We start from the raw sequence: 24,831 nt of genomic DNA on the forward strand, positions 1-24,831 counted from the left end.
TCTCGCGTTCGCTGCGCCTCAGTCTCCGGACTTGCGCGGTGTCGCGCCGGCTGCGCGATAGGGCCAGACCCAGTCACGAATCTGCGGCATATCCTCGCCATGCTCGCGCACGTAGCGGGAGTGCTCGATCAGGGCGTCGCGGTATTGCTGTGTGACGTGGGCGGCGACGACGTCGAGCCCCGGCACGCGCTCAATCGCTTCGATGGCGAGATGGAAGCGGTCGAGCTGGTTCAGCACCACCATGTCGAACGGCGTCGTGGTGGTGCCTTCCTCCGCAAAGCCGCGGACATGCATGCCCGAATGATTGGTGCGGTTGTAGGTCAGGCGGTGGATCAGATAGGGATAGCCGTGATAGGCGAAGATCACCGGCTTGTCGCGGGTGAACAGGCTGTCGAAATCGCGCTCCGACAGGCCATGCGGATGCTGCTCCTTCGGTTGCAGCGTCATCAGGTCGACCACGTTGACGACGCGGATCTTCAGGTCCGGCAGCGCCTTGCGCAGCAGGTCGACCGCGGCGAGCGTCTCCAGCGTCGGAACGTCGCCGGCGCAGGCCATCACCACGTCAGGCTCGGCGTCTGCCGGCTCCGTGCCGGCCCATTTCCAGATGCCGATGCCTGCCTCGCAATGCGTGATGGCCTCGCGCATCGGAAGCCATTGCGGGGAGGGCTGCTTGCCGGCGACGATCACGTTGATGCGGTCGTAGGTCCGCAGGCAGTGATCGGCGACCCAGAGCAGCGTATTCGCATCCGGCGGCAGATAGACGCGGACGATATCGGCCTTCTTGTTGGTGACGAGATCGATGAAGCCGGGATCCTGGTGGCTGAAGCCGTTGTGATCCTGGCGCCAGACATGCGAAGTGAGCAGATAGTTCAGCGAGGCGATGGGGCGCCGCCAGGGCAGCGCGCGCGACACCTTCAGCCATTTGGCGTGCTGGTTGAACATCGAATCCACGATGTGGATGAAGGCCTCGTAGCAGGAGAAGAAGCCGTGCCGGCCGGTGAGCAGATAGCCTTCGAGCCAGCCCTGGCAGAGATGCTCGCTCAACACCTCCATCACCCGTCCGTCATGGGCGAGGTGGACGTCATAGGACTCGATCCCTTCCATCCAGACGCGGTCGGTCGCCTCGAACACCGCGTCGAGCCGGTTCGATGAGGTCTCGTCCGGACCCATGATGCGGAAATTGCGGGCATCCGCGTTCAGCTTCACCACCTCGCGCAGGAGCTTGCCGAGCTCGCGCGTGGCTTCGGCGACAACGCCGCCGGGGCAGGGCACCTCGATGGCATGCTTGCGGAAATCCGGCAGCTTGAGCTCGCGCTTCAGCAGGCCGCCATTGGCATGCGGATTGGCGCCCATGCGGCGATCGCCGGTCGGCGCGAGCGCCTGCAATTCCGGCACCAGCCGGCCGTCCGCGCCGAACAGTCTGTCCGGCTCGTAGCCCTTCATCCAGCGTTCGAGCAACTTCAGGTGATCGGAATTGCTGCGTGCATTTGATATCGGCACCTGATGGGCGCGCCAGAATCCTTCGACCTTCAAGCCATCGACCTCTTTCGGGCCGGTCCAGCCCTTCGGACTGCGCAGCACGATCATCGGCCATTTCGGCCGCTGGACGCCCGCGGCCTGCTGGCGCGCGCCTTGCTGGATCGAGCGGATGCCGGCGAGCGCGGTGTCGAGCGTGTCGGCCATCAGCCGATGCATCGCAGGCGGATCGTCGCCTTCGACGAACAGCGGCTCGTAACCGTAGCCGGTGAAGAGGCTGCGCAGCTCGTCATCGCTCATCCGCCCCAGCACGGTGGGGTTGGCGATCTTGTAGCCGTTGAGGTGCAGGATCGGCAGCACCGCGCCGTCATGCACCGGATTGAGGAACTTGTTGGAGTGCCAGGAGGCCGCGAGCGGGCCGGTCTCCGCCTCGCCGTCGCCGACCACGCAGGCCACGATCAGGTCGGGGTTATCGAAGGCGGCGCCGTAGGCGTGCACCAGCGCGTAGCCGAGCTCGCCGCCCTCGTGGATCGAGCCGGGCGTCTCGGGCGCGGCGTGGCTCGGAATGCCGCCGGGGAAGGAGAACTGGCGGAACAGCTTGCGCAAGCCATCCGCATCGCGCGTCACCTCCGGATAAATTTCGGTGTAGGTGCCCTCGAGATAGGTGTTGGCGACCATGCCGGGTCCGCCATGACCGGGACCGCAGATGTAGATGACGCTGAGATCGGATGCGCGGATCGCGCGGTTGAGGTGGGCGTAGATGAAGTTGAGGCCTGGCGTGGTGCCCCAATGCCCGAGCAGCCGCGGCTTGATGTGCTCGGGTTTGAGCGGCTCCTTGAGCAGCGGATTGTCGAGCAGATAGATCTGGCCGACGGAGAGATAGTTGGCGGCGCGCCAGTAGCGGTCGAGCAGTTCCAGATCGTCGGTGCGGGCTTGTTCGCCTGGGGGTGTCGTCAGCTGCATGCCGATCTCCTTGGGAGGATGCGAACAAATGACCCCCAAGCCGCCGATCTGTTCCATCGGCGCCGACGTTAGATTGCAAAATAGGACGACAGGTTGAGATGGGGCAAAGCCTCTACCCCGCGGCAGATTGTCCGGTCGGCGCAATGTATGCAACCAAGCGAGGCAAGTGGCAGGCCGCCTCCGACGCCGACAACAACGGACGGATTGCTATACTCCGCCACAAGGCGCGGTGAGTTCAGCAGGGTGGGACCTATGACGAGAGAATTGGAAGGGAAAGTCGCCGCCGTGACCGGGGCCGCCTCGGGCATCGGTCTGGCGAGCGCGGAAGCGATGCTGGCGGCGGGGGCGCGCGTCGTGATGGTCGACCGCGACGAGGCGGCGCTGAAGTCGCTCCGCGACAGGCACGGCGACGCCGCAATCCCGCTGGTCGTCGACCTGCTCGACCCGAACGGCTGCGCGACGCTGTTGCCGGGCGTGCTGGAGAAGGCCGGCCGGCTCGACATCCTGCATGCCAATGCCGGGACCTATATCGGCGGCGACCTGGTGGATGCCGACACCGGCGCCATCGACCGGATGCTGAACCTGAATGTCAATGTCGTGATGAAGAACGTGCACGACGTGCTGCCGCACATGATCGCGCGCAAGACGGGCGACATCATCGTCACGAGCTCGCTCGCTGCGCATTTTCCGACGCCGTGGGAGCCGGTCTATGCGTCGTCGAAATGGGCCATCAACTGCTTCGTGCAGACGGTGCGCCGGCAGGTGTTCAAGCACGGCATTCGCGTCGGCTCGATCTCGCCCGGACCGGTGATTACTACGCTGCTCGCCGACTGGCCGGCGGAGAAGCTGGAGGAGGCCAAGGCGGCGGGAAGCCTGCTTGAGGCGAGCGAGGTGGCTGACGTCGTGATGTTCATGCTGACGCGGCCGCGCGGCATGACCATCCGCGACGTCGTCATGCTGCCGACGAATTTCGATCTCTAGAGGCGATCCCGCCGCTTCATCCGGACAATGTCGCGGGGATCTCTGCCTCGGGCATGCCGGCATCTTTACCAACGTAGGCCTGCGCAAGCCACGCGATTGCTGGCATGCTCCTTGCTCGTTGTTGGACAGTGCAACGCCCAAGGAGACGACCCATGAAACGATCCGAGCTCACCGAAAAGCTGCTCGACATCAAGCGCGAGAAGGGCTGGAGCTGGAAGTACATTTGCGAAAAGATCGGCGGCTATTCGGAGGTGCTGATAACAGGCGCGATCCTCGGCCAGATGAAATTGACCAAGCCGCAGGCGGCCAATGCCGGCGAACTGTTCGGGCTGTCGCCATCGGAGGTCGCGATGCTGAACGAGACGCCGATGCGCGGGCAGGGCATTCCGATGCCGCCGACCGATCCGCTAATCTATCGCTTCTACGAACTCGTGATGATCAACGGCCCGGCCTGGAAGGCGCTGATCGAGGAAGAGTTCGGCGACGGCATCATGTCGGCGATCGACTTCGACATGGTGATGGAGCGGCTGCCGAACCCGAAGGGCGACCGCGTCAAGATCACCATGAGCGGCAAGTTCCTGCCGTACAAATATTACGGCGCCAGCGGCAACGTGCCGGAGTACGGCTTCAGGGAAAGCTGAAGCGGAATTGCGACAGGCGCAGCAAGCGCGTCGCGCGCCATCGTCCGCTGTCTTCTGGAGATCATGCGTGCGGACTTCACCATGGCGAAATCCGCACAAGCGCGCCGGATCGACATCCGCCGCGTGCAGGCGTTGGATTGGGTCCTCAGGTGCCCGCCTTCACCTGCGCCACGGCCTGTGCCAGGAGTTCATCCATCTTGGCGCGGATGTCGGCCTCGGTGACGGCGTTGCCCTTGGCGGTGAGATCCTTCAGCACCTTGTGGAGGACGTCGCGGTCGCCGGCTTCCTCGAAATCGGCGGCCACCACCTCCTTGGCGTAGGTATTGGCGGCATCGCCCGTGATGCCGAGCCTTTCCGCAGCCCATAGGCCGAGCAGCTTGTTCCGGCGGGCTTCGGCCTTGAACTTCTGCTCCTCGTCGAGGGCGAACTTCTTCTCGAAACCTTCCTCGCGCTTGTTGAATTCGTTCATGGCCGAAGTTCCAATCCCCTGCTGAATGGTGGGCCGCAGCTCGTTGCGGCAGCCCCGATCCCTGCCTAGATATGCAAGAGGAATCGGCAACACAACGAGCCGTTAAGCCGCAGGCAAAACAGGCGGAATCGGCCCTTTATCATATGGCGGTATAAGTCAGCCCGATGGGGTCGTATCGATTGTGCTGGATGGGCCAATCGGGTAGGTTGCCAGCAGGCTTGGTTCTTGTTCTGTTTCCAGTTGGAGTACCAAGATTCCAGGCCTCCGCGGCAGCTCCGTCGTGGGTCGTAACCCCAAGTCATCCGGAGCACCCAAATTCATGGATTTCAACAAAACACGGTACATCCCAATGAGCCGTCGACGCCGTATTTATGAAGGCAAGGCCAAGGTCCTTTACGAAGGCCCCGAACCGGGAACCCTGATCCAGCACTTCAAGGACGACGCGACCGCGTTCAACGCCAAGAAACACCAGGTGATCGAGGGCAAGGGCGTCCTCAACAACCGGATTTCGGAGTACCTGTTTCAGCACCTCAACGACATCGGGGTGCCGACCCACTTCATCCGCCGCCTCAACATGCGCGAGCAGCTGATTCGCGAGGTCGAGATCGTGCCGCTCGAGGTGGTGGTGCGGAACGTCGCTGCCGGCTCGCTGTCGCAGCGGCTCGGAATCGAGGAGGGCACCCAGCTGCCGCGCTCGATCATCGAATTTTATTACAAGAACGACCAGCTCAACGACCCCATGGTGTCGGAAGAGCACATCACCGCCTTCGGCTGGGCCACGCCGCAGGAGATCGACGACGTCATGGCGCTCGCCATCCGCGTCAACGACTTCCTGACCGGCCTCTTCCTCGGCATCGGCATTCGCCTCGTCGACTTCAAGATGGAGTGCGGGCGGCTGTTCGAGAACGAGATGATGCGGATCATCGTCGCCGACGAGATCTCGCCGGATTCGTGCCGGCTGTGGGACATCAAGTCAAACGAGAAGCTGGACAAGGACCGTTTCCGCAGGGATCTCGGCGGCCTGCTGGAGGCCTATACCGAGGTCGCGAAGCGGCTCGGCATTCTCATGGAAAACGAGCGGCCGGCCGGGACCGGCCCGGTGCTGGTGAAAAGTTGAAGGGGCGATCGTGAAGGCACGTGTGACTGTGACGTTGAAGTCGGGCATCCTCGATCCGCAGGGCAAGGCGATCGAGGGTGCGCTGAAATCGCTTGGCGTCGACGGCATCGCCAGCGTTCGCCAGGGCAAGGTGTTCGACATCGAGCTCGCCGCGACCGACAAGGCGAGGGCGGAAGCTGCGCTGAAGGCCGCCGCCGACAAGCTCCTGGCGAATACCGTGATCGAGAATTACCGGGTCGAACTGCTCTAGGCCGCAATCCATGAAATCAGCCGTCCTCGTCTTCCCCGGCATCAACCGCGAGCGCGACATGGCGCGCGCACTCAAGCTCGCCTCCGGCAACGAGACCGCGATGGTCTGGCACGCCGAAACGTCCCTGCCCAAGGGCATCGATCTCGTGGTGGTGCCCGGCGGCTTCTCCTACGGCGATTACCTGCGCTGCGGCGCGATCGCGGCGCGTGCGCCCGTGATGGACGCGGTGCGCGACTTCGCCGCCAAGGGCGGGCTGGTGCTCGGCGTCTGCAACGGCTTCCAGATCCTCTGCGAGTCCGGCCTGCTGCCGGGCGTGCTGATGCGCAATGCCGGGCTGAAATTCGTCTGCCGCGACGTGCATATGCGCGTCGAACGCTCCGACACGCCGTTCACCCGCGGCTACAATGCCGGCCAGGTGATCCGCGTGCCGGTCGCGCATGGCGAGGGCAATTACGAGGCGGACGAGGAGACGCTGAAGCGTCTCGAAGGCGAGGGCCGGGTGCTCTATCGCTACTGCTCGCCCGAAGGCGTGGTCGACGAGGCCTTCAATTTCAACGGCGCCGCGCATTCGATCGCCGGCATCGTCAATGAGCGCGGCAACGTGCTCGGCATGATGCCGCACCCCGAGAACCACGTCGAAGAGATCATGGGGTGCACCGACGGTCGCGGCCTGTTCGCAGGGCTGGTCCAGCATCACGAAAAGGCGGCGTAAGGCGCATCGTGCTTTCTCGCGCGACGTCGCGAATACCGCCCGCTGCTGGCGGACGGTCAGACGTCATCGCATGCCCGTCATTCCGCGGCGTTGCGTCAGCATCGAACTATGGCGCGCATTTGCGCGCCTGAGAATCTCAAAATTCCCGATGCGCAATTGCGCACCTGATATGAGGTTCGCGTCTCGCGGCGCCCTGGAATGATGCCCCTTGGCGCGACCGGAAGCTACGTGCCCCGTAAGCGACTTAGTCCGCGTTTGAGCACGTCGGCCGGCACGGTCATCGCGGCGACGCCGGCCATCACGAGCACGAGGCCGAGCGCGAGGTTCGACGGCACGGATTCTCCGATCAGCACGACCGACAGCGCCACGCCGATCGGGATGCGCAGATAGGCCTGCGCGTTGGTGGCGAGCGTGCCGAGCCGCGTCAGGCACATGTAGAACAGCATCAGGCCGAGCGCGCTCGAGAAGACGCCCATGGTGACGGTGGCCACCAGCGCCTGCGGCGTCGGATGCAGCGTCCAGGGGTGTTCGAGGATCAATGCGACGGGCAGCAGCACCGTTCCGCCGAACAGCAGCGAACCGGCCGCGACAACCATCGGGTCGTAATCCGACAGGCGCAGGCCGAAGATCGTGGCGCAGGCAAACGAGATGGTGGCGAGCAGGATCGCGATCTCGGCAGCGATCTCCTTGCCGAAACCGCTGAGCGCATCGAGACCGATGATCGCGACCGTTCCGGTGAGGCCGAGGATCGCCCCTAGCAGCTTGATGAGCGAGGCCGGCTCGTGCCGCGTGATCGCCCAGGTGATGAGGAAGGCGAAGATCGGCGTCGTCGAGGCCAGCACCACGGTGTGCGATGCCTGCACGAATTGCTGCGCCCAGGTGATCACCAGGAACGGGATCGTGGAGTTGATGGTCTGCTGGAACGCGAACAGCTTCCAGGCCTTCAGGTCGGTCGGGACGCGGATGCCGCGGATGCGCAGCACGATGAGCAGGAAGAGCGCGGCGATCAGCGAGCGGGCCGAGATGAAGGTGACTGGCGGGATCGAGCCCAGCGCGATCTTGGTCAGCGGATAGGTCGAGCTCCAGCAGCAGGCGAGCGCCAGCAGCAGTGCGTAGTCGCGCCAGCCGCGCACGTATGGTGCTGTCGTGGATACAGTGGACGTTCGCACGGGAGCCGTCACGCCACCCGCTCTAGCTGTGCTCTTCGGCACCTTGATTGGCTCCCGGCGCATTGGCGCGCCGGGACACTGATACTTCGGGACCGCAGCGGAGGCCAGAGGATAAATCGTCCGCGCCTCACCGGATCATCTCGGTGCGGCACAGTCTCGGCGGACGGTCGACAAGCCGGTTTGCCGTGGCGAGGAATTTTCGCTTATGCGGCGTGGCGCGGAGATCGACAGTGGCATCGGCTCACTCGCAATTCTGTCACGCGGCATATCAGAACGACGCATGCGTGCTGCATCTCAATCGAGCCATGCGTCTTTCACACCGGTGTGGGAGCAACACTGGCGCGCCGCGCGATGCCAGCGCGATGGCGCCCGGCTTCAGGCAACCCTCTTCTCGCTGTTTGCGAACATGCTGAGCTTCAACCACGTGCGCAGGTCGGCGGCGAGCTTCGGGTTTCCTGTCAGGATGAGCCGGCCATCTTCAGACACAGCGCTGATCGCCGCATATCCGAGCCAGATCTCGGTCATCGTCCGCAGATCCGTTGACACGTAAAGATCGACATCGAAGCCGGGATCGACGAGACACAGGTCAACTCCTGCGCCCGGCTCCACGATGAGCCAATAATTGCGCTCCGAGGACGGCCTGTCATTGAAGATGAACTGGATTGTATTGCGGCGAGCGGGCATTGGATCCGTGTTTATGTTTCGCCTGATGTCCCACATCAGCAGATTGGCATCGAGATTCTTCAGCGTAGCTTCGGTCGTAACCCACCGATGTCCCCAGACGCCGATCGCTTCGATGATGGAACGCAGCTCGTTTCCTGCTTCGGTGAGACGATATTCAAGTACGCCAGGCTCGCGTTCAGCGGCGGCGTGCACGACGATCCCGGCGGCTTCGAGATCCTTTAGCCTCTTGGAGAGAAGCGCGGGCGACATGCTCGGTAACCCGCGCCGCAGTTCATTGAAACGGTTCGAACCCAGCACGAGCTCGCGCAGTACGAGAAGCGTCCAACGGGAGCAGATGATCTCTGCTGCCATCGAGACGGGACAGAACTGATTGTAGCCGCTGTCGGACATTGCAGCGTTCCTCCGACCATAACCCGCACGGGAAGAATGCTACGATCGATCCAACGGGGCCAGTTCAAAATCTGTACCACCCCGATTCAGATCCTGAACTGGCCGCTTTCCGGGACGTGATGAGATGCTCCCGCCCGCTCGCAAGTTGCGGGGTCCGCCTTCAGGCGGAGGTATTTAGGCAAAGGAGATCGCTTATGTCGGTTGCGACGCTACCCCTTGATTATACTGCCATCAAGCAACGCCAGCAGGCCGTCTGGTCCGCAGGCGACTATGCAATCATTGGAACGACCCTTCAGATCGTCGGCGAGCGGCTCTGCGAGGCTGTCGATATGCGCGCCGGCAGTACCGTGCTCGACGTTGCAGCCGGCAACGGGAACGCGACCCTGGCCGCAGCACGCCGTTTCGCGCGCGTCACCTCCACCGACTACGTCGGTGAACTTCTCGAGCGAGGCAAGGAGCGCGCCGCCGCCGATCGTCTCGCCGTCAATTTTCAGGAGGCCGACGCCGAAGCGCTTCCATTTGCTGATGGCGGCTTCGACGCGGCGCTGTCCACGTTCGGTGTCATGTTCACTCCAAATCAGGAGAAGGCGGCCGCCGAGCTCATTCGCGTCGTCCGCAAAGGAGGTAAGATCGGGCTCGCCAATTGGACGCCGGATGGCTTTATCGGCCAGCTTCTCAAAACCGTTGGAAGCTACGTGCCGCCGCCGGCCGGCATCAAGTCGCCTACGCTCTGGGGAACTGCGGCCCGCCTCGGAGAGCTGTTCCAAGGGCATGAAATCGATAGCTCCGTGCAGATCTTCACCTTCAGGTATGAATCTCCGGAGCACTGGCTCGAGGTCTTCCGCACCTGCTACGGTCCTACGAACCGTGCGTTCGCGGCGCTGGATGCCGAGAAGGCGGCCGCACTTGAAGCCGACATTCTCGACCTGCTGGAAAGATCGAATTGGAGCCGTGGCGGCAGCCTCATCGTCCCCGGCGAATATCTCGAAGTCGTAGTTACGAGATCTTGAGGTCGCGCCAGAGAGTGGCCGCATCGTCGCCAGGCTCTTCGGCTGCATCCGTTTCCGATTCCTGGAGTACGATCCGGTAGAATGCTTCCGGGAAGGATCAAAGAGGCCAAAGCGCGATGACGGTTCATCCTCGTCTCATCGCGCTTTCCGAACCCTACGCGCCGGCCTCCGCCGGCGCCTTCCGCTTCACCCGCTTGATGGTGCCGGAGAAGGTGAACAGCGGCCGCTCGCCCGAGGTCAGCATACCTCGCACGAAAATCAACGATCCGCCGGCGCGAGTGACCTCGCCGGTGCATTCGATCAGCTCTCCCTCGCGGGCCGCGTCGAGGAATTCCGAGGAAAACGACACCGTGACGCCGGGCCCTTGGAGCACCGAGGCGGCGAGCGCGAACAGGCAGTAGTCCGCGAAGGTCATGAAGCAGCCGCCGTGGACGTTGCCGGAGCCGTTGAGGTGCTTTTTGCCGACCCGGAACGCGCAGGTGATGACGCCATTCTCGTCCATGCGGTGGTAGAAGGGGCCGGTATGGGTCTCGAAATTGTCGCGAGTCCACGTTCGCCAGCCGGCGAATTCGCCCTCGGTTTCGACGTGCAGATCGGGGCGGCGATTGAATGCGGTCTCTATTGCGGTCTTGGCGAGCTCGTTCACGAAATTGGCCTTCAATTATCGGGTTTCGGTCCTTAAATCCGATCCATCCGCGATGTGCAAATCCTGCGATCCGCGGCCAGCCGCCGCAAAGCTCTGGACAGGCCGAAAATGCCCCGTAAAAGGCCTTTTCGCCCCCGTTCGATCTACCTATTAAGGGACCCATGAACGAGCCCAAGAACGAGCCCAAGATCACCCCCGAACTCGTCGCCGCCCACGGGCTGAAGCCGGATGAGTATGAGCGCATCCTGAAGCTGATCGGGCGGGTCCCGACCTTTACGGAGCTCGGCATCTTCTCGGCCATGTGGAACGAGCACTGCTCGTACAAGTCCTCGCGCATCCATCTGCGCGGGCTGCCGACCAAGGCGCCCTGGGTGATCCAGGGCCCCGGCGAGAACGCGGGCGTGATCGATATCGGCGACGGCCAGGCCGTGGTCTTCAAGATGGAGAGCCACAACCACCCGAGCTACATCGAGCCCTATCAGGGCGCGACCACCGGCGTCGGCGGCATCCTGCGCGACGTCTTCACCATGGGCGCCCGCCCGATCGCCTGCCTCAATGCGCTGAGCTTCGGCGCGCCGGAGCATCCCAAGACCCGGCACCTGGTGTCCGGCGTGGTCGCGGGCGTCGGCGGCTATGGCAACTCGTTCGGCGTGCCGACGGTCGGCGGCCAGGTGCGCTTCCACACCCGCTACGACGGCAACATCCTCGTCAACGCGATGGCGGTCGGCCTCGCCGACGCCGACAAGATCTTCTACGCAGCGGCGTCCGGCGTGAACATGCCGATCGTCTATCTCGGCTCCAAGACCGGCCGCGACGGCATCCACGGCGCCTCGATGGCCTCGGCCGAGTTCGACGACGCCTCCGAGGAGAAGCGCCCGACCGTGCAGGTCGGCGATCCCTTCGCCGAGAAGCTGCTGCTGGAAGCCTGCCTCGAGATCATGGAGCAGGGGTGCGTGATCGCGATCCAGGACATGGGCGCGGCGGGTCTGACCTGCTCGGCGGTCGAGATGGGCGCCAAGGGCGATCTCGGCATCGAGCTCGATCTCAACGCGGTGCCGACCCGCGAGACCGGCATGAGCGCCTACGAGATGATGCTCTCGGAAAGCCAGGAGCGCATGCTCATGGTGCTGAAGCCCGAGAAGGAGAAGCAGGCCGAGGCGATCTTCCGCAAATGGGGGCTCGACTTCGCCATCGTCGGCTACACCACGTCGACCAAGCGCTTCGTCGTCAAGCACGGCGGCGACGTGATGGCCGACCTGCCGATCAAGGAGCTCGGCGACGAGGCGCCGGTCTATGACCGTCCGCACGTCGCCTCGAACGTGCTGCCGGTGATCCGCGCGCAGGACGTGAATCCGCCGCTCGGCATCGCGCCGGCGATGGAGAAGCTGATCGGCACGCCCGAGCTCTGCTCCAAGCGCTGGGTGTGGGAGCAGTACGACCACGTCATTCTCGGCAATACCGTGCAGCGGCCGGGCGGCGACGCCGCCGTTGTTCGTGTGCAGGAGGGGCCGAAGGGCCTTGCGCTCACCGTCGACGTCACGCCGCGCTATTGCGAGGCCGATCCGTTCGAGGGCGGCAAGCAGGCAGTGGCCGAAGCCTGGCGCAACATCACCGCGGTCGGCGGCCGCCCTCTCGCGATCACCGACAATCTCAATTTCGGCAGTCCGGAGCGACCCGAGATCATGGGCCAGTTCGTCGGCTGCCTGAAGGGCATTTCGGAAGCCTGCCGCGCGCTGGACTTCCCGGTCGTCTCCGGCAACGTCTCGCTCTACAACGAGACCAACGGCCGCGGCATCCTGCCGACACCCTCGATCGGCGGCGTCGGTTTGCTCGACGATTTCACCAAGTCGGCGACGCTGGCGTTCAAGGCTGCGGGCGAAGCGATCCTTTTGATCGGCGACGTCAAGGGCTGGCTCGGCCAGTCGGTCTATCTGCGCGACATCTGCGGCCGCGAGGAGGGCGCTCCACCTCCGGTCGATCTCGCCGCCGAGAAGCGCAATGGTGACGTCGTGCGCGGCATGATCCACGCCGGCACCGCCACCGCGGTGCATGACGTCTCTGACGGCGGGCTTCTGATCGCGCTGGCCGAGATGGCGATCGCGAGCGGCATCGGCGCGCAGCTTCTGGCTGCGCCGAGCTCGATCGTGCCGCATGCCTTTTGGTTCGGCGAGGATCAGGCGCGCTACATCGTCACCGTGCCGGCAGCGGAAGCCGGCCTCGTGCTCGCCAAGATGAAGGGCGCGGGCGTGCCCTGCGTGCGGATCGGCACCACCGGGGGCGACGCAATCGCCGTCGCCGGCGAGCCGCCGGTATCGGTCGAGACTCTCTCGCACGCGTTCGAACACTGGCTGCCGAACTATATGCGCGGCGCTGCTGCCTGATCAGGCGTCACAGTGTGAAGGTAAGATGACGGCAACAGCGCGATGAAGCATCATCGCGCTGTTACTTTTTGTATGGGCACGATCTTCGCGCAAACGCTTTGCGCTTGTCGCGATTGAAGATCGCAATCAGGTCGCGCTCCGGACCGCGCGCCAGGCGAAAATGATGATGCAGGCGCCGATGAAACCGGCCACGAGGTAGCTGATCCATCCACCGCCGAGCGACACGCCAACGAGACCGAGCAGCCAGTTCGCCAGCGCCGCACCGACGATCCCGAGAATGATGTTCATCACGATGCCGGTTCCGGACTTCATGAACATCTCGGCAAGCCAGCCGGCGAGCCCGCCGACGATGATTGCGGCGATCCATCCGATTTGAGGGTCGTTCATCCTAGTCTCCGTGTGCGGTCCACCAATGCGATCAGCATAACCGAGAACCATTCACCCGCAATCGCATGCACGCGCGCCGCAGGCCTTGCTGCCGACCTGCAGCAACGAAAGAGTGCAAGGATGAACGAAAGACTCCAATCGCACCAAGGCGATGCGCACGGATATCTCCGGTGCAATACTGTTTGTGACGAACTCGCGTCACGCTGCGAAATCCGTGGACGAAAAGCCGGGATGGTGGAGTGAGGCTCGGTTCCGGCCGTGTGCGGCTTGATTCGCGTTGACCTGGCGGCGGTGCAGATGCCGCTTACTCGCACAATGCGTCCAGGCGAAGACGCGCTGGCGGCGCCGTTCGCGCTGGGACGCAGTCCCGGTGTTGAATACTCAATGCTCTAGGCTACAGCACCTGCTTGGCGCCCGGCAGCTTGCGCAGCGCCGCCGTGGCGGCCCAGCTCAGCGCCACCGTGGCGAAGAACGCGATCGCCGCCTTTGCGATCGCCGGCAGGTCGAAGTCGAACAGCCAGTATTGCAGCCACAGCACGATCGGATAATGCGCCAGGAACATGCCATAGGCGTCGCCCTGCATGCGATCGAGCAGCGTCGGCCCCGACGCCTTCGAGTGCAGGAAATAGCCCAGGATCGCAAACAGGATCGAGGCGCTGAACAGCACGAAGAAGGTGCCGTAGAACGCGAGATACCAGCCCGGCAGCGGATCGGGATTACCGATGATCGCGCGCTTGATGTAGATCATCATCCACATCCCGGCGTAAGGGATCAGCGTGATGATCGCCCAGAACAGCGGAGTCCTGGTCAGCCGTCCGTTCGCGCTGAGGACGCCGCGTTCGAAGTTTGCCGCACCGATGCCTGCGCCAATGAAGAAATAGGACGCATAGAGCAGCACGCGGCTGGCCTGCACCGAAAATGGTCCGAACTCGAACCAGCGGTTCTGGCCGTAATAGACCAGCATCGGCAGGTAGACGGCGGCGCTCCCGACGACGATCAGCAGCCAGAACGTTGCGGGGCGATCGAATGCCTGCTGCGACAGGCGGTTGATCGGATCGAGCAGGCGCGGCGACACCCGGTAGAGCAGGCTCGCGGTCACGTCGAAGGCCAGCAGCACCCAGACGAACCAGATCGGGCCGCTCGGCCATGGTCCGACAGTCACCGTCTTCCACCAGAACTCAGAGAAGGTCAGCGTCGGCGTCTCGCGCAACGCGATCGCGTAATAGGCGAGCGGGATCACGGTGAAGGCACAGATCGCGAACGGCAGGCCGAGCCGCAACAGGCGGTCGCGCAGGAAAATGGGCAGCGGCTTGTGGCCAAGCCCAGGCCAGACAAACAGCCCCGACAGGAAAAAGAACATCGCCATGAAGAAGCTGTCGGTGGCGAGCACCACGCAGTCGAAGCCGATCCACGACGTCGGATCGGTGTGCCCGAAATAGGTGTAGGGGATCACCGAGTGATGCAGCAGCACGACCAGGGTCAGGAATGTGCGCGCACGGTCCAGCGCGACATTGCGCGCATGAGCCTTCGGGGCTGCCTGAATGTCGACGGCCGGAGCGGCGTGAGCGATCGATTTCATGGTACCCCCAGCAGGGTGAGTGATCGGATGTTGCAACCGGGAATCCGATTCAGCAAGGCCCATTCGTCTCGATTCCGTGGCGTCGAGGTCCATCATTTGCGTGCATCTGCTTCGTTTCAGGAACTGCCGTCATTCGCGGACGTTGTCGCGGCGACTGGCGGCCGCGCATGCCGCACGGTTTGGAGGAGTTGGTAATGACTATTCTTAAATGGGCGCTGATCTTCCTTGTCGTGTCGATCATCGCGGGCTTGTTGGGCTTCACCGGCATTGCGGCCGCCTCCGCCGACATCGCGCGCTTCCTGTTCTACGTTTTCGTCGTGATCTTCCTGGTGCTTCTGATTCTCGGGCTCACGATATTCAGAGCGTAGCCTGAGCCGGGTCGAACACCCTCGTCGTCGTGCCCGGACCTGTCCCGGGCATTCACGTCTTGCGGGCTGGGAAGGGACCGCGTGACAGTCCGGGGCGAGCCAGGCCAACCACGACAGGGGAAGACTGACCCCTAGGATACTTCCTCGATCGTCACCTTGTCCGGATAGAACGCCAGGTGGCCGGCGATCTCGGTCATGGCCGGGAATGGCGTCTCATAGGTCCAGATCGCGTTGTCCAGCGTCTTGCCGTTGGCCTTGATGCTGAAATAGCTGGCGTCGCCCTTGTAGGGGCAGTGCGTGGTCCGCTCGGTGCGGGCCAGCAACTCCATGTTGGCGTCCTGGCGCGGGATATATTGCACGGCGGGATAGCTTGCTTCCTTCAACGTCAGCGCGTGGCTGGTCTCGGCCACGACAACGCCGTCTGCGGTGACGCGGACGCGCTTCGCATTGGGCGTGATCGTGATCGGATGGTCGGGGCCGGGGAGCTTCATGGTTCTGCGCCCTTTCTGGTCATTTCGACGTGAATGCTTGTGACCGATTGATGCAGGTTTAAATCGCTGGGAATGGGAATATAGTGCTGCCGGGGATGACCTAGAAGACCACTGGCGCTAGGTTTTACCTGCATGGCTGCCGATCCAGCCATGATTCGAATGACCTGATGGAGGTGGACTGGGATGCCGATGGACGCCCGTGATATCGAATCGATGATCAAGGCCGCGATCCCGGACGCCGAGGTAACGATCCGCGATCTGGCCGGCGACGGCGACCACTACGCGGCCACTGTGATTTCAGAGTCCTTCCGCGGCAAGTCCCGCGTTCAGCAGCACCAGATCGTCTACCAGTCGCTCAGAGGGCAGATGGGCGGCGTGCTGCACGCGCTGGCCCTGCAGACCGGCGTGCCGGAAGGCTAGGTCCGGCCGGCGGAGGCCTGATCGATGGCCGACAACCCAGACGGCGCGATGTTCCGCGTTGTCGTGCCGAACCAGCACAGCCGCGTCACCAACGCCGAGCTGTTCTTCGACCTCGTCTTCGTCTTCGCCGTCACGCAGCTGTCGCACACGCTGCTGCACCATTTCACCCCGCTCGGCGCGGTCCAGGTCACGCTGCTGTTCCTCGCGGTCTGGTGGGTATGGGTCTACACCACCTGGGTCACCAACTGGCTCAACCCCGAGCTGACGCCGGTCCGCATCCTGCTCTTCCTGATGATGCTGGGCGGGCTCGTGCTGTCGACGTCGATCCCGACGGCGTTCGAGGGGCGCGGGCTGTGGTTTGCCGCCACCTATGCCGTCATGCAGACTGGGCGGACCTTGTTTTGGCTGCTGGCGACGCCGCGGCACCGGACGGCGGTACGCCACAACGCGATCCGCATCCTGACCTGGCTGACCTGCTCGGGCGTGCTCTGGATATCAGGCGGCCTGTCCGAGGGCGACACCCGGCTGCTTCTGTGGATCGCGGCGCTGGTGATCGAATATGTCGCGCCGGCCGCGCGGTTCTGGACGCCGAACCTCGGCTTCTCCTCGATTGAGGCCTGGGCGGTCGAGGGCGGCCATATGGCCGAGCGCTGCTCCTTGTTCGTTATCATCGCGCTCGGCGAGGCCATCGTCGTCGACGGCGCGACCTTCGCCGATTTGGCCTGGACGCCGGAGAACGTTGCCGCCTTCGTCTCCGCCCTGGTCGGCAGCATTGCGATGTGGTGGATCTACTTCCACAAGGGGGCGGAGGCCGGCTCGGAGATGATCTCGAAATCGGCCGAGTCCGGGCGCGTGGCGCGGATCGCCTACACCTATCTCCATATGCCGATCGTCGGCGGCATCATCCTCACCGCGGTCGCCGACGAGCTGGTGTTGAAGCACCCGAGCGGGCATTCCGATCTCAAGACGATCGTGAGCTCGGTAGGCGGTCCGCTGCTGTTCCTGGTCGGGACCATCCTGTTCAAGCATGTGATCCGCAATTTCCTGCAGCTCTCGCATTGCGTCGGCATCGTCGCGCTCGCCATAACCGCCTATTTCGCAAGCGAGCTGTCGCCGCTGTGGCTCTCGATCGTCACCACCGCGATCATGATTGTGGTCGCAGCGTGGGAATCGATCTCGCTGGGGTCGTCGGCGGCGGAAGGTGAAGAGCAAGCGTAACCGCATATGGGCGATTCACTATCTCATCAATGGTCTATCTCCTCATCCAGAGGAGCCCGCGTATGCGGGCGTCTCGAAGGATGTAGCCCGCAGACGGGTCTCATGGTTCGCCTGGCGATGCGCTGCATCGTCCAGAGACGCGCTGCGCGCTCCTCACCATGAGGAGCCTATGCGGCAGCCGTCGCCACCCGCGTCGATTTACTCCGCGGCTAGCGCATGCACCGAGAACATCTTGTTGGCGTCGGTCCAGCTTTCGCGCACCTGCCAGCCGGAGTTGCGGGCGAGCGCGGTGAAACGGTCGAGGCTGTATTTGTAGCTGTTCTCGGTGTGGATGCTCTCGCCGGGACGGAACGCGAAGGTGTTGCCGAGGATGCGCACCGTCTGCGCCTTGTGGCTGATCAGGTGCATCTCGATACGATGGCGATCACGGTTGTAGATCGAGCGGTGCGTGAATCCCGACAGGTCGAAATTGCCGCCGAGCTCGCGGTTGATCCGCACCAGCACATTGAGATTGAAGCGTGCAGTGACGCCGGCGGCGTCGTTGTAGGCGTCGTAGAGCACGCGCTCGTCCTTCTCGAGGTCGACGCCGATGATCATCTGCGCGCCGTGGCCGAGGATCTTGCGCGCGCTGCGCAGGAAGGCAGCGGCCTCGTGCGGTTCGAAATTGCCGAGCGTCGAGCCCGGGAAGAAGCCGACCTTCGGCATGCTGGCGACGGCCTCGGGCAAGGCGAACGGCGTGGTGAAATCGGCGGCGACCGGATAGATGCCGAGATCCGGGAAATCCTTGCGCAGGCCGTCGGCCTGGGCATTGAGAAAGTCGCCCGAGATATCGACCGGCACATAGGCGCTGAATTCGCAGTGATCGAGCAGCAGCCGCACCTTGGTAGTCGCGCCGGCGCCGAATTCGACCAGCGCCGCGCCGTGCGGAATGATCGCGGCGATCTCGTCGCCGCGGTCGCGCAGGATGCCGAGCTCGGTCCGCGTCGGGTAATATTCCGGCAGCACCGTGATCTGCTCGAACAGCTCGGAGCCGGCGGCGTCGTAGAAATATTTCGGCGACAGCCGTTTCGGATGGCGGGCGAGGTCGCCGATTACGTCGCCGGCAAATGCCGAGGTCGCCTCGTCGAACGGGTACGCTTTTGCCAAAGCGGCGGCATGCACATTCATGGTACTCTCCCGAACGCGCTTACCGGCGCGCTATTGATGTCGACAGGACTCAATCAGGCGTAATCAGCGAGGCGTACCCCCGTGAATTGCCAGCGATGGTGCGGATAGAAGAAGTTGCGGTAGGTGACGCGGCTGTGTCCGGCCGGCGTCGCCAGCGACGAGCCGCGCAGCACAAGTTGGTTGACCATGAACTTGCCGTTGTACTCGCCAAGCGCGCCCTCAATGGCGCGGTAGCCCGGATATGGTGAATAGGAGCTGCGTGTCCATTGCCAGACGATGCCGTAGGCGTCGTCGAGCAGGCCGGCGCGGGCCGCAACCTCCCATTCCATCTCGGTCGGCAAATGCTTGCCGGCCCAGCGGGCGAACGCGTCGGCTTCGTAATAGCTGATGTGGCACACGGGGGCCTGCGGATCGATCGGCTGCAGGCCGCCGAGCGTCATGATCTTCCACTCGCCGTCGATCTCGCGCCAGTGGCCGGGCGCCTGCCAGCCCTCGCTATTGACGGTGGCAAAGCCGTCCATCAGCCATAGTGTCGCGGTCGAATAGCCGCCGTCCTGCATGAAGGCGAGCCACTCGGCATTGGTGACGAGGTTCTTGGCGAGCTTGACCGGGCCGACGAGGGCGCGATGGGCGGGCTTCTCATTGTCGAAATGGAAGCTGTCGTCGGCGTGGCCGACGGTGTGGATGCCTTCGTTCAGCGTCACCCATTGCTCGGTCGCGCGGCTGGACGCCGGGAAACGCCACGCCGGATCGTAGGCAGGCGGGATCGGGTTCTGCGCGAAGGCATGGAGGATGTCGGTAAACATCAATTCCTGATGCTGCTGTTCGTGATTGAGACCAACTTCGACCAGCGGCACCAATGCCTGAAGCTTCGCCTCTTCGGCGGTCTGGAAGAATTTGACGACCTCGGCGTCGACATGACGGCGGTAGGCGGTGACTTCGTCGGCGGTCGGGCGGGTCAGATGGCCGCGCTGATGGCGGGCATGCCGCGGGCCGGCGCTGACGTAATAGGAATTGAACAGATAAGCGTAGTCCGGATGGAACGGCGTGTAGCCGTCGACATGCTCGCCAAGCAGAAACTGCTCGAAAAACCAGGTCGTATGGGCGCGGTGCCACTTGGCGGGGCTCGCGTCCGGCATCGACTGGATCAACTGGTCCTCCGGCGACAATGGCGCCGCCCGGCGCTCAGTCTCGCCGCGGACCGCAAGGTAAGCGTCCACCAGCCTCTGGGCGAGGGGCCCGGACTCGGACGACAGTGACGGGGAAGCGGTGGCTTTGGCGGCCGCAGCAGAGGCTGGTTTCGTCACGGTGATCTCCGATTCTTCAGGAGAACGTTGCTTCGGCGAACTGGTTCCTGACGGACAGTTCGTCCTAGATAGGAGCTACCGTTCAGGAAAAAAGCCTCCCCCGGTGATTATATTAGTGCCGTCAGACTATGATTTGCCCCTAGAGGGACACCGTCCGGCTCCTGCCGCATGCCAGATTTCCGCCATTTTGCTTTGGATGCACAATGGTTTGGGCTACATATATGGCATGTCACGGGTTAAGCAGGGCGGGCCGGCCCGTCGGGCTTCAGAGCGCCGCCCCATAAGGAAGCGAAAATGAGCATCGAGCAATTCATCGACAATGAAGTGAAGTCGAACGACGTCGTGCTGTTCATGAAGGGCACGCCGCAATTCCCGCAGTGCGGTTTTTCCGGACAGGTCGTGCAGATCCTCGATCACATCGGTGTCGGCTACAAGGGTCTCAACGTTCTCGAGTCGGCCGAGCTGCGTAACGCCATCAAGGTCTATTCGAACTGGCCGACCATTCCGCAGCTCTATGTGAAGGGCGAATTCGTTGGCGGGTGCGACATCGTGCGCGAGATGTTCCAGGCCGGTGAACTGCAGCAGCTCTTCGCCGACAAAGGCATCCCGGTCGACGCGGCGGCCTGAGCTTGACCGCGCGCCAGATCGGCAAGGCGCGGCTTGAAGTCATCGTTGCAGATATCACAACCCTGCGCGTTGACGCCATCGTCAACGCGGCCAATTCGTCGCTCTTGGGTGGCGGTGGCGTGGACGGCGCGATCCATCGTGCAGCCGGACCGAATCTGGTCGCCGAGTGCCGCACGCTCAACGGCTGCAGCACCGGCGACGCCAAGATCACCAGAGGCTATCGGCTTCCCGCCAAGCACGTGATCCACGCCGTCGGCCCTGTCTGGCACGGCGGCACTCACAACGAGGATGCGCTGCTCGCGTCCTGCTATCGCCGCGGCATCGAGCTGTGTCAGGCCAACCGGCTCGCCTCAGTGGCATTTCCGGCCATTTCGACCGGCGTGTATCATTTTCCGCCCGACCGTGCGGCCGGCATTGCGATCAAGGCGGTCGTCGATGCCCTGGCCGCCGCTCCCGATGTCACGCATGTCATCTTCTGCTGCTTCTCCGCCCAGGGCGGCAAGCTGCACGAGGCCGCTTTGTCCACCTTTGGCAGCCCTTGTGCCTGATGCCGTGGTCGCTACACTTCCCCGTGATTTCCGGGGAGGGAGATAGATGACTTTGTCAGGATTGTTGCGCGCGGCAGCCGCTGGCGCGGTGCTGCTGGCGGCGCCTCTGGCGCACGCCGAAGGCACCTACGAAATTCCGGCGGGCGCGCATTTCAATCAGGAGAAGCTCGCCAAGATCGGCGCGTTCTTCAAGAACGAGGTGGCGACCGGCAAGATTCCCGGTGCGATCGTCCTGATCCAGCAGCACGGCAAGCCGGTCTACCATGAAGCCTTCGGCGTGCAGGACGTGGTCAGCAAGGCGCCGATCACTGACAAGACGATCTTCCGACTGTTCTCGATGACCAAGGCGATCACCGCCGTGGTCTCGATGCAGCTGCTGCAGGAGGGCAAGTACAAGCTCGACGATCCCGTCTCGAAATACATTCCCTCCTTTGCCAATGTGAAGGTCGGCGTCGAGAAGAAGGCCGAGGACGGCACCAAGACGCTCGAGCTGGTGCCGCCGAACCGGCCGCCGACTATCCTCGACCTGATGCGGCACACCTCCGGCATCACCTATGGCTTCTATGGCGACAGCCTGGTGCGCAAGGCCTATCGCGCGGCCAACATCTATGCCGGCGATTTCGATCTCGCCGAGTTCGCCGAGCGGATCGCCAAGCTGCCGCTGCAGAACCAGCCCGGCGCGCTTTGGCAGTACGGCCATTCCACCGACATCCTGGCGCGTGTGATGGAGGTCGTGACCGGCCAAAAGTTCTCGACGATCGAGCGCGAGAAACTGCTCGATCCGCTCGGCATGAAGGACACCAGCTTCTTCGTCACCGATCCCGAAAAGCAGAAGCTGATGGCCGAGCCGATGCCGAACGACAGCGATTTCCGGGTCGGGCGGATCAACGATCCGACCAAGGTCAAGAAGTGGGAGTCCGCGAGCGGCGGCATGGTCTCGACCATGGCTGACTATTCGCGCTTCGCGCAGATGCTGCTCAACGGCGGCACCTTCGAAGGCAAGACCATCCTGAAGCCGGAGACGTTCAAGGAGATGACGACCGACCATGTCGGTCCGGGCTCCGGAGTCGAGCGCGACTATTTCTACTTCCCCGGTGACGGCTTCGGCTTCGGGCTGGGGCTCGCGGTGCGCACCGATCCCGGCAATGCAAAGCCGCCACCGCCTGGCGACCTCGGCGAGCTGAAATGGGACGGCGCCAGCGGCTGCTACTTCGTGATCGACCGCAAGCAGGACATGTTCTTCATCCTGCTCGAGCAGACGCCGAGCGAGCGCCAGCGCATCCAGCGGACCCTGAAGCAGTTGATCTATGAAGCAATGGACAATTGACCTGCCCGGGCGCCGCGCGATCGTCGCAGCGCTCGTGCTTACGGTTGGCGCGACCAGTGCGAAGGCGGGCGCCGAGAGGCACGTCGGGCACAGGTTCTCGCCGGAAGGTTTGGCCAAGGTCTCCGACTACATCAGGAATGAGATCGCGACCGGCAAGATTCCCGGCGCGATCCTCCTGCTGCAGCAGCACGGCAAGCCGGTCTATTACCAGAATTTCGGTGTCCGCGACGTCGCAACCGAGCTCTCGATGAGCGCCGACACCATCTTCCGCCTCTATTCGATGTCGAAGCCGATCACATCAGTCGCAGCGATGATGCTGGTCGAGGAGGGCAAGCTCGGGCTGGACGATCCGGTCTCGAAATACATTCCGGCCTTTGCCGACATGAAGGTCTGCGTGGAGAAGCCCGGGGACGACGGCAAGCCGATGATGGTGATGGAGCCGATGAAGCGTCCTGTCACGATCGAGGACCTGATGCGCCATACCTCCGGACTGCCCTATGGCTATTATGGCGGCGGTCTGGTGAACAAGGTCTATGCCGACGCGGGCCTGTTCGGCAGTGACATGACGAACGCCGATTTCGTGGCGAAGCTTGCCAAGCTGCCGCTCGCCGAGCAGCCGGGCACGCTCTGGGACTATGGCTATTCCACCGACGTGCTCGGTCGCATCATCGAGGTAATCTCGGGGAAGTCGCTGCTCGAGTTCGAGAAGGAACGGCTGCTCGATCCGCTCGGCATGAAGGAGACCGCGTTCTATGTCGCCGATCCCGCAAAGTGGCGGCTGATTGCCGAGCCGATGCCGAACGATCGCGCGCTCAGCCCGACCAACCAGATCAGCGATCCGCGAAGGCCGTCGAAACGGGAGTCGGGCGGCGGCGGGATGGTCGGCACCGTCGGCGACTACGCGCGCTTCACGCAGATGCTGCTGAACGGAGGCACCTATGAGGGAAGGCACTACCTGAAGCCCGAAACCATCGCGCTGATGACGCGGGATCATGTCGGGCCCGAAACCGGGATCAGGCGGGACAAGAACTACTATCCAGGCGAGACCTCGGGCTTCGGTCTCGGCTTCGCAGTGCGCACCTCGGTTCCGGCGAACACCTCCTGGCCGCTCGGCGAGTATCGCTGGGACGGCGTCGGGGGCACGTTCTTCTTCATCGATCCCGAGGATGACCTGATCGGGATATTCCTGGTGCAGACGCCGTCGGAGCGCGGCCGGATCCAGCTCAGGCTGAAGACGCTGATCTACCAGGCGATGGGGCGGTAGGAAGCGCTCGTTTCGTAGTTTGGTAGCCCGGATGGAGCGAAGCGCAATCCGGGGCAGTCTCCCCGTGGATCATGCTCTCCCGGATTGCGCTGCGCTCCATCCGGGCTACAAGAGCTATGCGGCGCGCACGATGTCTCTGACGTGGCCTATGGCCTCCTCGATCATCGCGGCGGTGACGTCGAGATGCGTGCAGGCCCTGATCCGGCCGTCCATCATCGCCAGCATCACGCCGCGCTTGCGCAGCTCGGCGACCATCTTGTCGCCGGGCACGCCGGCACCGTCGGGCTCGAAGAAGACCAGGTTGGTCTCGGGCGCCTGCACCTGGATGCCGTTGATCTGGGACAGCCCGCGCGCCAGCGCGCGCGCATTGGCGTGGTCGTCGGCGAGGCGATCGACGTGATGGTCGAGCGCGTAGATGCAGGCCGCGGCGCAGACGCCGGACTGGCGCATCGAGCCGCCGAGCCGCTGCTTCCAGCGCCAGACGTCGTCGATGAAGGCGCGCGTGCCGGCGATCACGCCGCCGATCGGGGCGCCCAGTCCCTTCGAGAAATCGATCCAGGCGGAATCCCAGCCCGCCGTCATGTCGCGCGGCGAGATGCCAGATGCGACGGTGGCATTGAGCAGCCGCGCGCCGTCCATATGGGTGGCAAGGCCATGGGCCTTGGCGATGCTGACGACCTCGTCGAGCGCGGCCTTCTTCCAGATCGTGCCGCCGCCGATATTGGCGGTCTGCTCGACGCTGACGAGGACTTGCGGCGGCTGGTAGCGGGTGCGCGGATGCAGCGCGGCGCGGAGCGCCTCTGGCGTGAACTGGCCGTCGTCGCCCGCGAGCTGTGTGATCTGGAAGCCACCGAGCGCGGCATGCGCGCCGCCTTCGCGGGCGATGATGTGCGCGGTCGCATGCGCCAGGATCTCGTCGCCGGGGCGGCAATAGGCCAGCGTCGCCGCGACATTGCACATCGTGCCCGACGGCATGAACACGGCCGCCTCCTTGCCGAGCAGATCGGCGACCCGGGCGCAGAGCTCATTGGTGGTCGGATCGTCGCCGACCTGCTCGTCGCCAACCTCCGCTTTCGCCATCGCCTCGCGCATCGCAGCCGTCGGCTTCGTCTCCGTATCCGACAACAGGTTGATGCGAACGGGCGGCGCCTTGGGATCAGGCGGGGCAGGGGTGTAATGCATGATGTGTCTCTCGGTCGGTGCGCGCAGATTTTAGAGCGTTTTCGAGCGAAGTGGATA

General features: G+C 63.7%; 25 protein-coding genes. 14 read left to right on the forward strand and 11 right to left on the reverse strand.

Annotation, left to right across the window (positions count from 1 at the left end; translation table 11 throughout):
* Window positions 1-18: 18 nt before the first annotated feature.
* Window positions 19-2,439 (reverse strand): phosphoketolase family protein, encoded by a 2,421-nt coding sequence (locus MTX23_RS13140; RefSeq protein ID WP_280977081.1) that lies wholly within the window; start codon window positions 2,437-2,439, stop codon window positions 19-21.
* A 252-nt stretch (window positions 2,440-2,691) separates the two neighbouring features.
* Between MTX23_RS13140 and MTX23_RS13145 the strand changes: the two genes are divergently transcribed.
* The gene (locus MTX23_RS13145; protein WP_280977082.1) at window positions 2,692-3,420 is read left to right on the forward strand and encodes an SDR family oxidoreductase; all 729 of its coding nucleotides are present in this window, start codon (window positions 2,692-2,694) and stop codon (window positions 3,418-3,420) included.
* A 152-nt stretch (window positions 3,421-3,572) separates the two neighbouring features.
* Window positions 3,573-4,061, forward strand: a complete 489-nt coding sequence (cynS, locus tag MTX23_RS13150; protein ID WP_280977084.1) for a cyanase — start codon at window positions 3,573-3,575, stop codon at window positions 4,059-4,061.
* 145 nt (window positions 4,062-4,206) lie between these two features.
* Here the strand turns inward: cynS and MTX23_RS13155 are convergent, their stop codons facing one another.
* Complete coding sequence (locus MTX23_RS13155) at window positions 4,207-4,530, reverse strand: DUF1476 domain-containing protein (protein ID WP_280977085.1); 324 nt, start codon at window positions 4,528-4,530, stop codon at window positions 4,207-4,209.
* Between the two features lie 349 nt (window positions 4,531-4,879).
* On the opposite strand from MTX23_RS13155, the gene purC reads away from it, so the two are divergent.
* The 3 genes from purC to purQ are packed head-to-tail and all read left to right on the forward strand — an operon-like array spanning window position 4,880 to window position 6,609.
* Window positions 4,880-5,647: a phosphoribosylaminoimidazolesuccinocarboxamide synthase gene (purC, locus tag MTX23_RS13160; RefSeq protein WP_280977086.1), complete on the forward strand. Its 768-nt coding sequence runs from the start codon at window positions 4,880-4,882 to the stop codon at window positions 5,645-5,647.
* Window positions 5,648-5,657: 10 nt separating this feature from the next.
* Window positions 5,658-5,897, forward strand: coding sequence for a phosphoribosylformylglycinamidine synthase subunit PurS (gene purS / locus MTX23_RS13165; protein WP_280977087.1), 240 nt, complete (start codon window positions 5,658-5,660; stop codon window positions 5,895-5,897).
* 10 nt (window positions 5,898-5,907) lie between these two features.
* Window positions 5,908-6,609, forward strand: coding sequence for a phosphoribosylformylglycinamidine synthase subunit PurQ (purQ, locus tag MTX23_RS13170; RefSeq protein ID WP_280977088.1), 702 nt, complete (start codon window positions 5,908-5,910; stop codon window positions 6,607-6,609).
* Between the two features lie 224 nt (window positions 6,610-6,833).
* On the opposite strand, the gene MTX23_RS13175 is transcribed toward purQ, so the two are convergent.
* Both MTX23_RS13175 and MTX23_RS13180 read right to left on the reverse strand, forming a co-directional pair.
* Window positions 6,834-7,778, reverse strand: a complete 945-nt coding sequence (locus MTX23_RS13175; RefSeq protein ID WP_280977089.1) for a DMT family transporter — start codon at window positions 7,776-7,778, stop codon at window positions 6,834-6,836.
* A 375-nt stretch (window positions 7,779-8,153) separates the two neighbouring features.
* Entirely contained in the window at window positions 8,154-8,852 is a 699-nt protein-coding gene (locus MTX23_RS13180) for a helix-turn-helix domain-containing protein (RefSeq protein WP_280977090.1), read from the reverse strand.
* 194 nt (window positions 8,853-9,046) lie between these two features.
* Here MTX23_RS13180 and MTX23_RS13185 point away from each other — a divergent pair, with 194 nt between their 5' ends.
* Complete coding sequence (locus MTX23_RS13185) at window positions 9,047-9,862, forward strand: class I SAM-dependent methyltransferase (RefSeq protein WP_280977091.1); 816 nt, start codon at window positions 9,047-9,049, stop codon at window positions 9,860-9,862.
* Between the two features lie 154 nt (window positions 9,863-10,016).
* On the opposite strand, the gene MTX23_RS13190 is transcribed toward MTX23_RS13185, so the two are convergent.
* The gene (locus MTX23_RS13190) at window positions 10,017-10,508 is read right to left on the reverse strand and encodes a PaaI family thioesterase (protein WP_280978065.1); all 492 of its coding nucleotides are present in this window, start codon (window positions 10,506-10,508) and stop codon (window positions 10,017-10,019) included.
* 161 nt (window positions 10,509-10,669) lie between these two features.
* Between MTX23_RS13190 and purL the strand changes: the two genes are divergently transcribed.
* The gene (purL, locus tag MTX23_RS13195; RefSeq protein WP_280977092.1) at window positions 10,670-12,889 is read left to right on the forward strand and encodes a phosphoribosylformylglycinamidine synthase subunit PurL; all 2,220 of its coding nucleotides are present in this window, start codon (window positions 10,670-10,672) and stop codon (window positions 12,887-12,889) included.
* Window positions 12,890-13,015: 126 nt separating this feature from the next.
* Here the strand turns inward: purL and MTX23_RS13200 are convergent, their stop codons facing one another.
* Complete coding sequence (locus MTX23_RS13200; protein WP_280977093.1) at window positions 13,016-13,276, reverse strand: GlsB/YeaQ/YmgE family stress response membrane protein; 261 nt, start codon at window positions 13,274-13,276, stop codon at window positions 13,016-13,018.
* Between the two features lie 394 nt (window positions 13,277-13,670).
* Window positions 13,671-14,855 carry an acyltransferase gene (locus tag MTX23_RS13205; protein ID WP_280977094.1) on the reverse strand — a complete coding sequence of 395 codons (1,185 nt, stop codon included), beginning with the start codon at window positions 14,853-14,855 and terminating at the stop codon, window positions 13,671-13,673.
* 194 nt (window positions 14,856-15,049) lie between these two features.
* On the opposite strand from MTX23_RS13205, the gene MTX23_RS13210 reads away from it, so the two are divergent.
* Complete coding sequence (locus tag MTX23_RS13210; RefSeq protein ID WP_280977095.1) at window positions 15,050-15,223, forward strand: DUF1328 domain-containing protein; 174 nt, start codon at window positions 15,050-15,052, stop codon at window positions 15,221-15,223.
* A 131-nt stretch (window positions 15,224-15,354) separates the two neighbouring features.
* On the opposite strand, the gene MTX23_RS13215 is transcribed toward MTX23_RS13210, so the two are convergent.
* On the reverse strand, window positions 15,355-15,714 hold the full coding sequence (locus MTX23_RS13215) for a DUF427 domain-containing protein (RefSeq protein ID WP_280977096.1): 360 nt from the start codon (window positions 15,712-15,714) through the stop codon (window positions 15,355-15,357).
* A gap of 183 nt (window positions 15,715-15,897) precedes the next feature.
* Between MTX23_RS13215 and MTX23_RS13220 the strand changes: the two genes are divergently transcribed.
* Both MTX23_RS13220 and MTX23_RS13225 read left to right on the forward strand, forming a co-directional pair.
* Complete coding sequence (locus tag MTX23_RS13220; RefSeq protein WP_024518049.1) at window positions 15,898-16,134, forward strand: BolA family transcriptional regulator; 237 nt, start codon at window positions 15,898-15,900, stop codon at window positions 16,132-16,134.
* A gap of 24 nt (window positions 16,135-16,158) precedes the next feature.
* Entirely contained in the window at window positions 16,159-17,352 is a 1,194-nt protein-coding gene (locus tag MTX23_RS13225) for a low temperature requirement protein A (RefSeq protein WP_280977097.1), read from the forward strand.
* A gap of 198 nt (window positions 17,353-17,550) precedes the next feature.
* Here the strand turns inward: MTX23_RS13225 and egtD are convergent, their stop codons facing one another.
* Together egtD and egtB are read right to left on the reverse strand one after the other, a co-directional pair.
* Complete coding sequence (egtD, locus tag MTX23_RS13230; protein WP_280977098.1) at window positions 17,551-18,519, reverse strand: L-histidine N(alpha)-methyltransferase; 969 nt, start codon at window positions 18,517-18,519, stop codon at window positions 17,551-17,553.
* 53 nt (window positions 18,520-18,572) lie between these two features.
* Window positions 18,573-19,826, reverse strand: coding sequence for an ergothioneine biosynthesis protein EgtB (gene egtB / locus MTX23_RS13235; protein ID WP_280977099.1), 1,254 nt, complete (start codon window positions 19,824-19,826; stop codon window positions 18,573-18,575).
* Between the two features lie 294 nt (window positions 19,827-20,120).
* On the opposite strand from egtB, the gene grxD reads away from it, so the two are divergent.
* The 4 genes from grxD to MTX23_RS13255 are packed head-to-tail and all read left to right on the forward strand — an operon-like array spanning window position 20,121 to window position 23,592.
* Window positions 20,121-20,453, forward strand: coding sequence for a Grx4 family monothiol glutaredoxin (gene grxD / locus MTX23_RS13240; protein ID WP_280977100.1), 333 nt, complete (start codon window positions 20,121-20,123; stop codon window positions 20,451-20,453).
* Complete coding sequence (locus MTX23_RS13245) at window positions 20,450-21,001, forward strand: O-acetyl-ADP-ribose deacetylase (protein ID WP_280978066.1); 552 nt, start codon at window positions 20,450-20,452, stop codon at window positions 20,999-21,001. Before grxD ends, MTX23_RS13245 begins: the two co-directional genes overlap by 4 nt.
* 46 nt (window positions 21,002-21,047) lie before the next feature.
* Complete coding sequence (locus MTX23_RS13250; protein ID WP_280977101.1) at window positions 21,048-22,328, forward strand: serine hydrolase domain-containing protein; 1,281 nt, start codon at window positions 21,048-21,050, stop codon at window positions 22,326-22,328.
* Between the two features lies 1 nt (window position 22,329).
* On the forward strand, window positions 22,330-23,592 hold the full coding sequence (locus MTX23_RS13255; protein WP_280978067.1) for a serine hydrolase domain-containing protein: 1,263 nt from the start codon (window positions 22,330-22,332) through the stop codon (window positions 23,590-23,592).
* 114 nt (window positions 23,593-23,706) lie between these two features.
* On the opposite strand, the gene MTX23_RS13260 is transcribed toward MTX23_RS13255, so the two are convergent.
* The gene (locus MTX23_RS13260; RefSeq protein ID WP_280977102.1) at window positions 23,707-24,774 is read right to left on the reverse strand and encodes a threonine aldolase family protein; all 1,068 of its coding nucleotides are present in this window, start codon (window positions 24,772-24,774) and stop codon (window positions 23,707-23,709) included.
* Between the last annotated feature and the right edge of the window lie 57 nt (window positions 24,775-24,831).

The sequence above is a fragment of the Bradyrhizobium sp. ISRA436 genome (genome assembly GCF_029910015.1).
Taxonomy (GTDB): Bacteria; Pseudomonadota; Alphaproteobacteria; order Rhizobiales; family Xanthobacteraceae; genus Bradyrhizobium.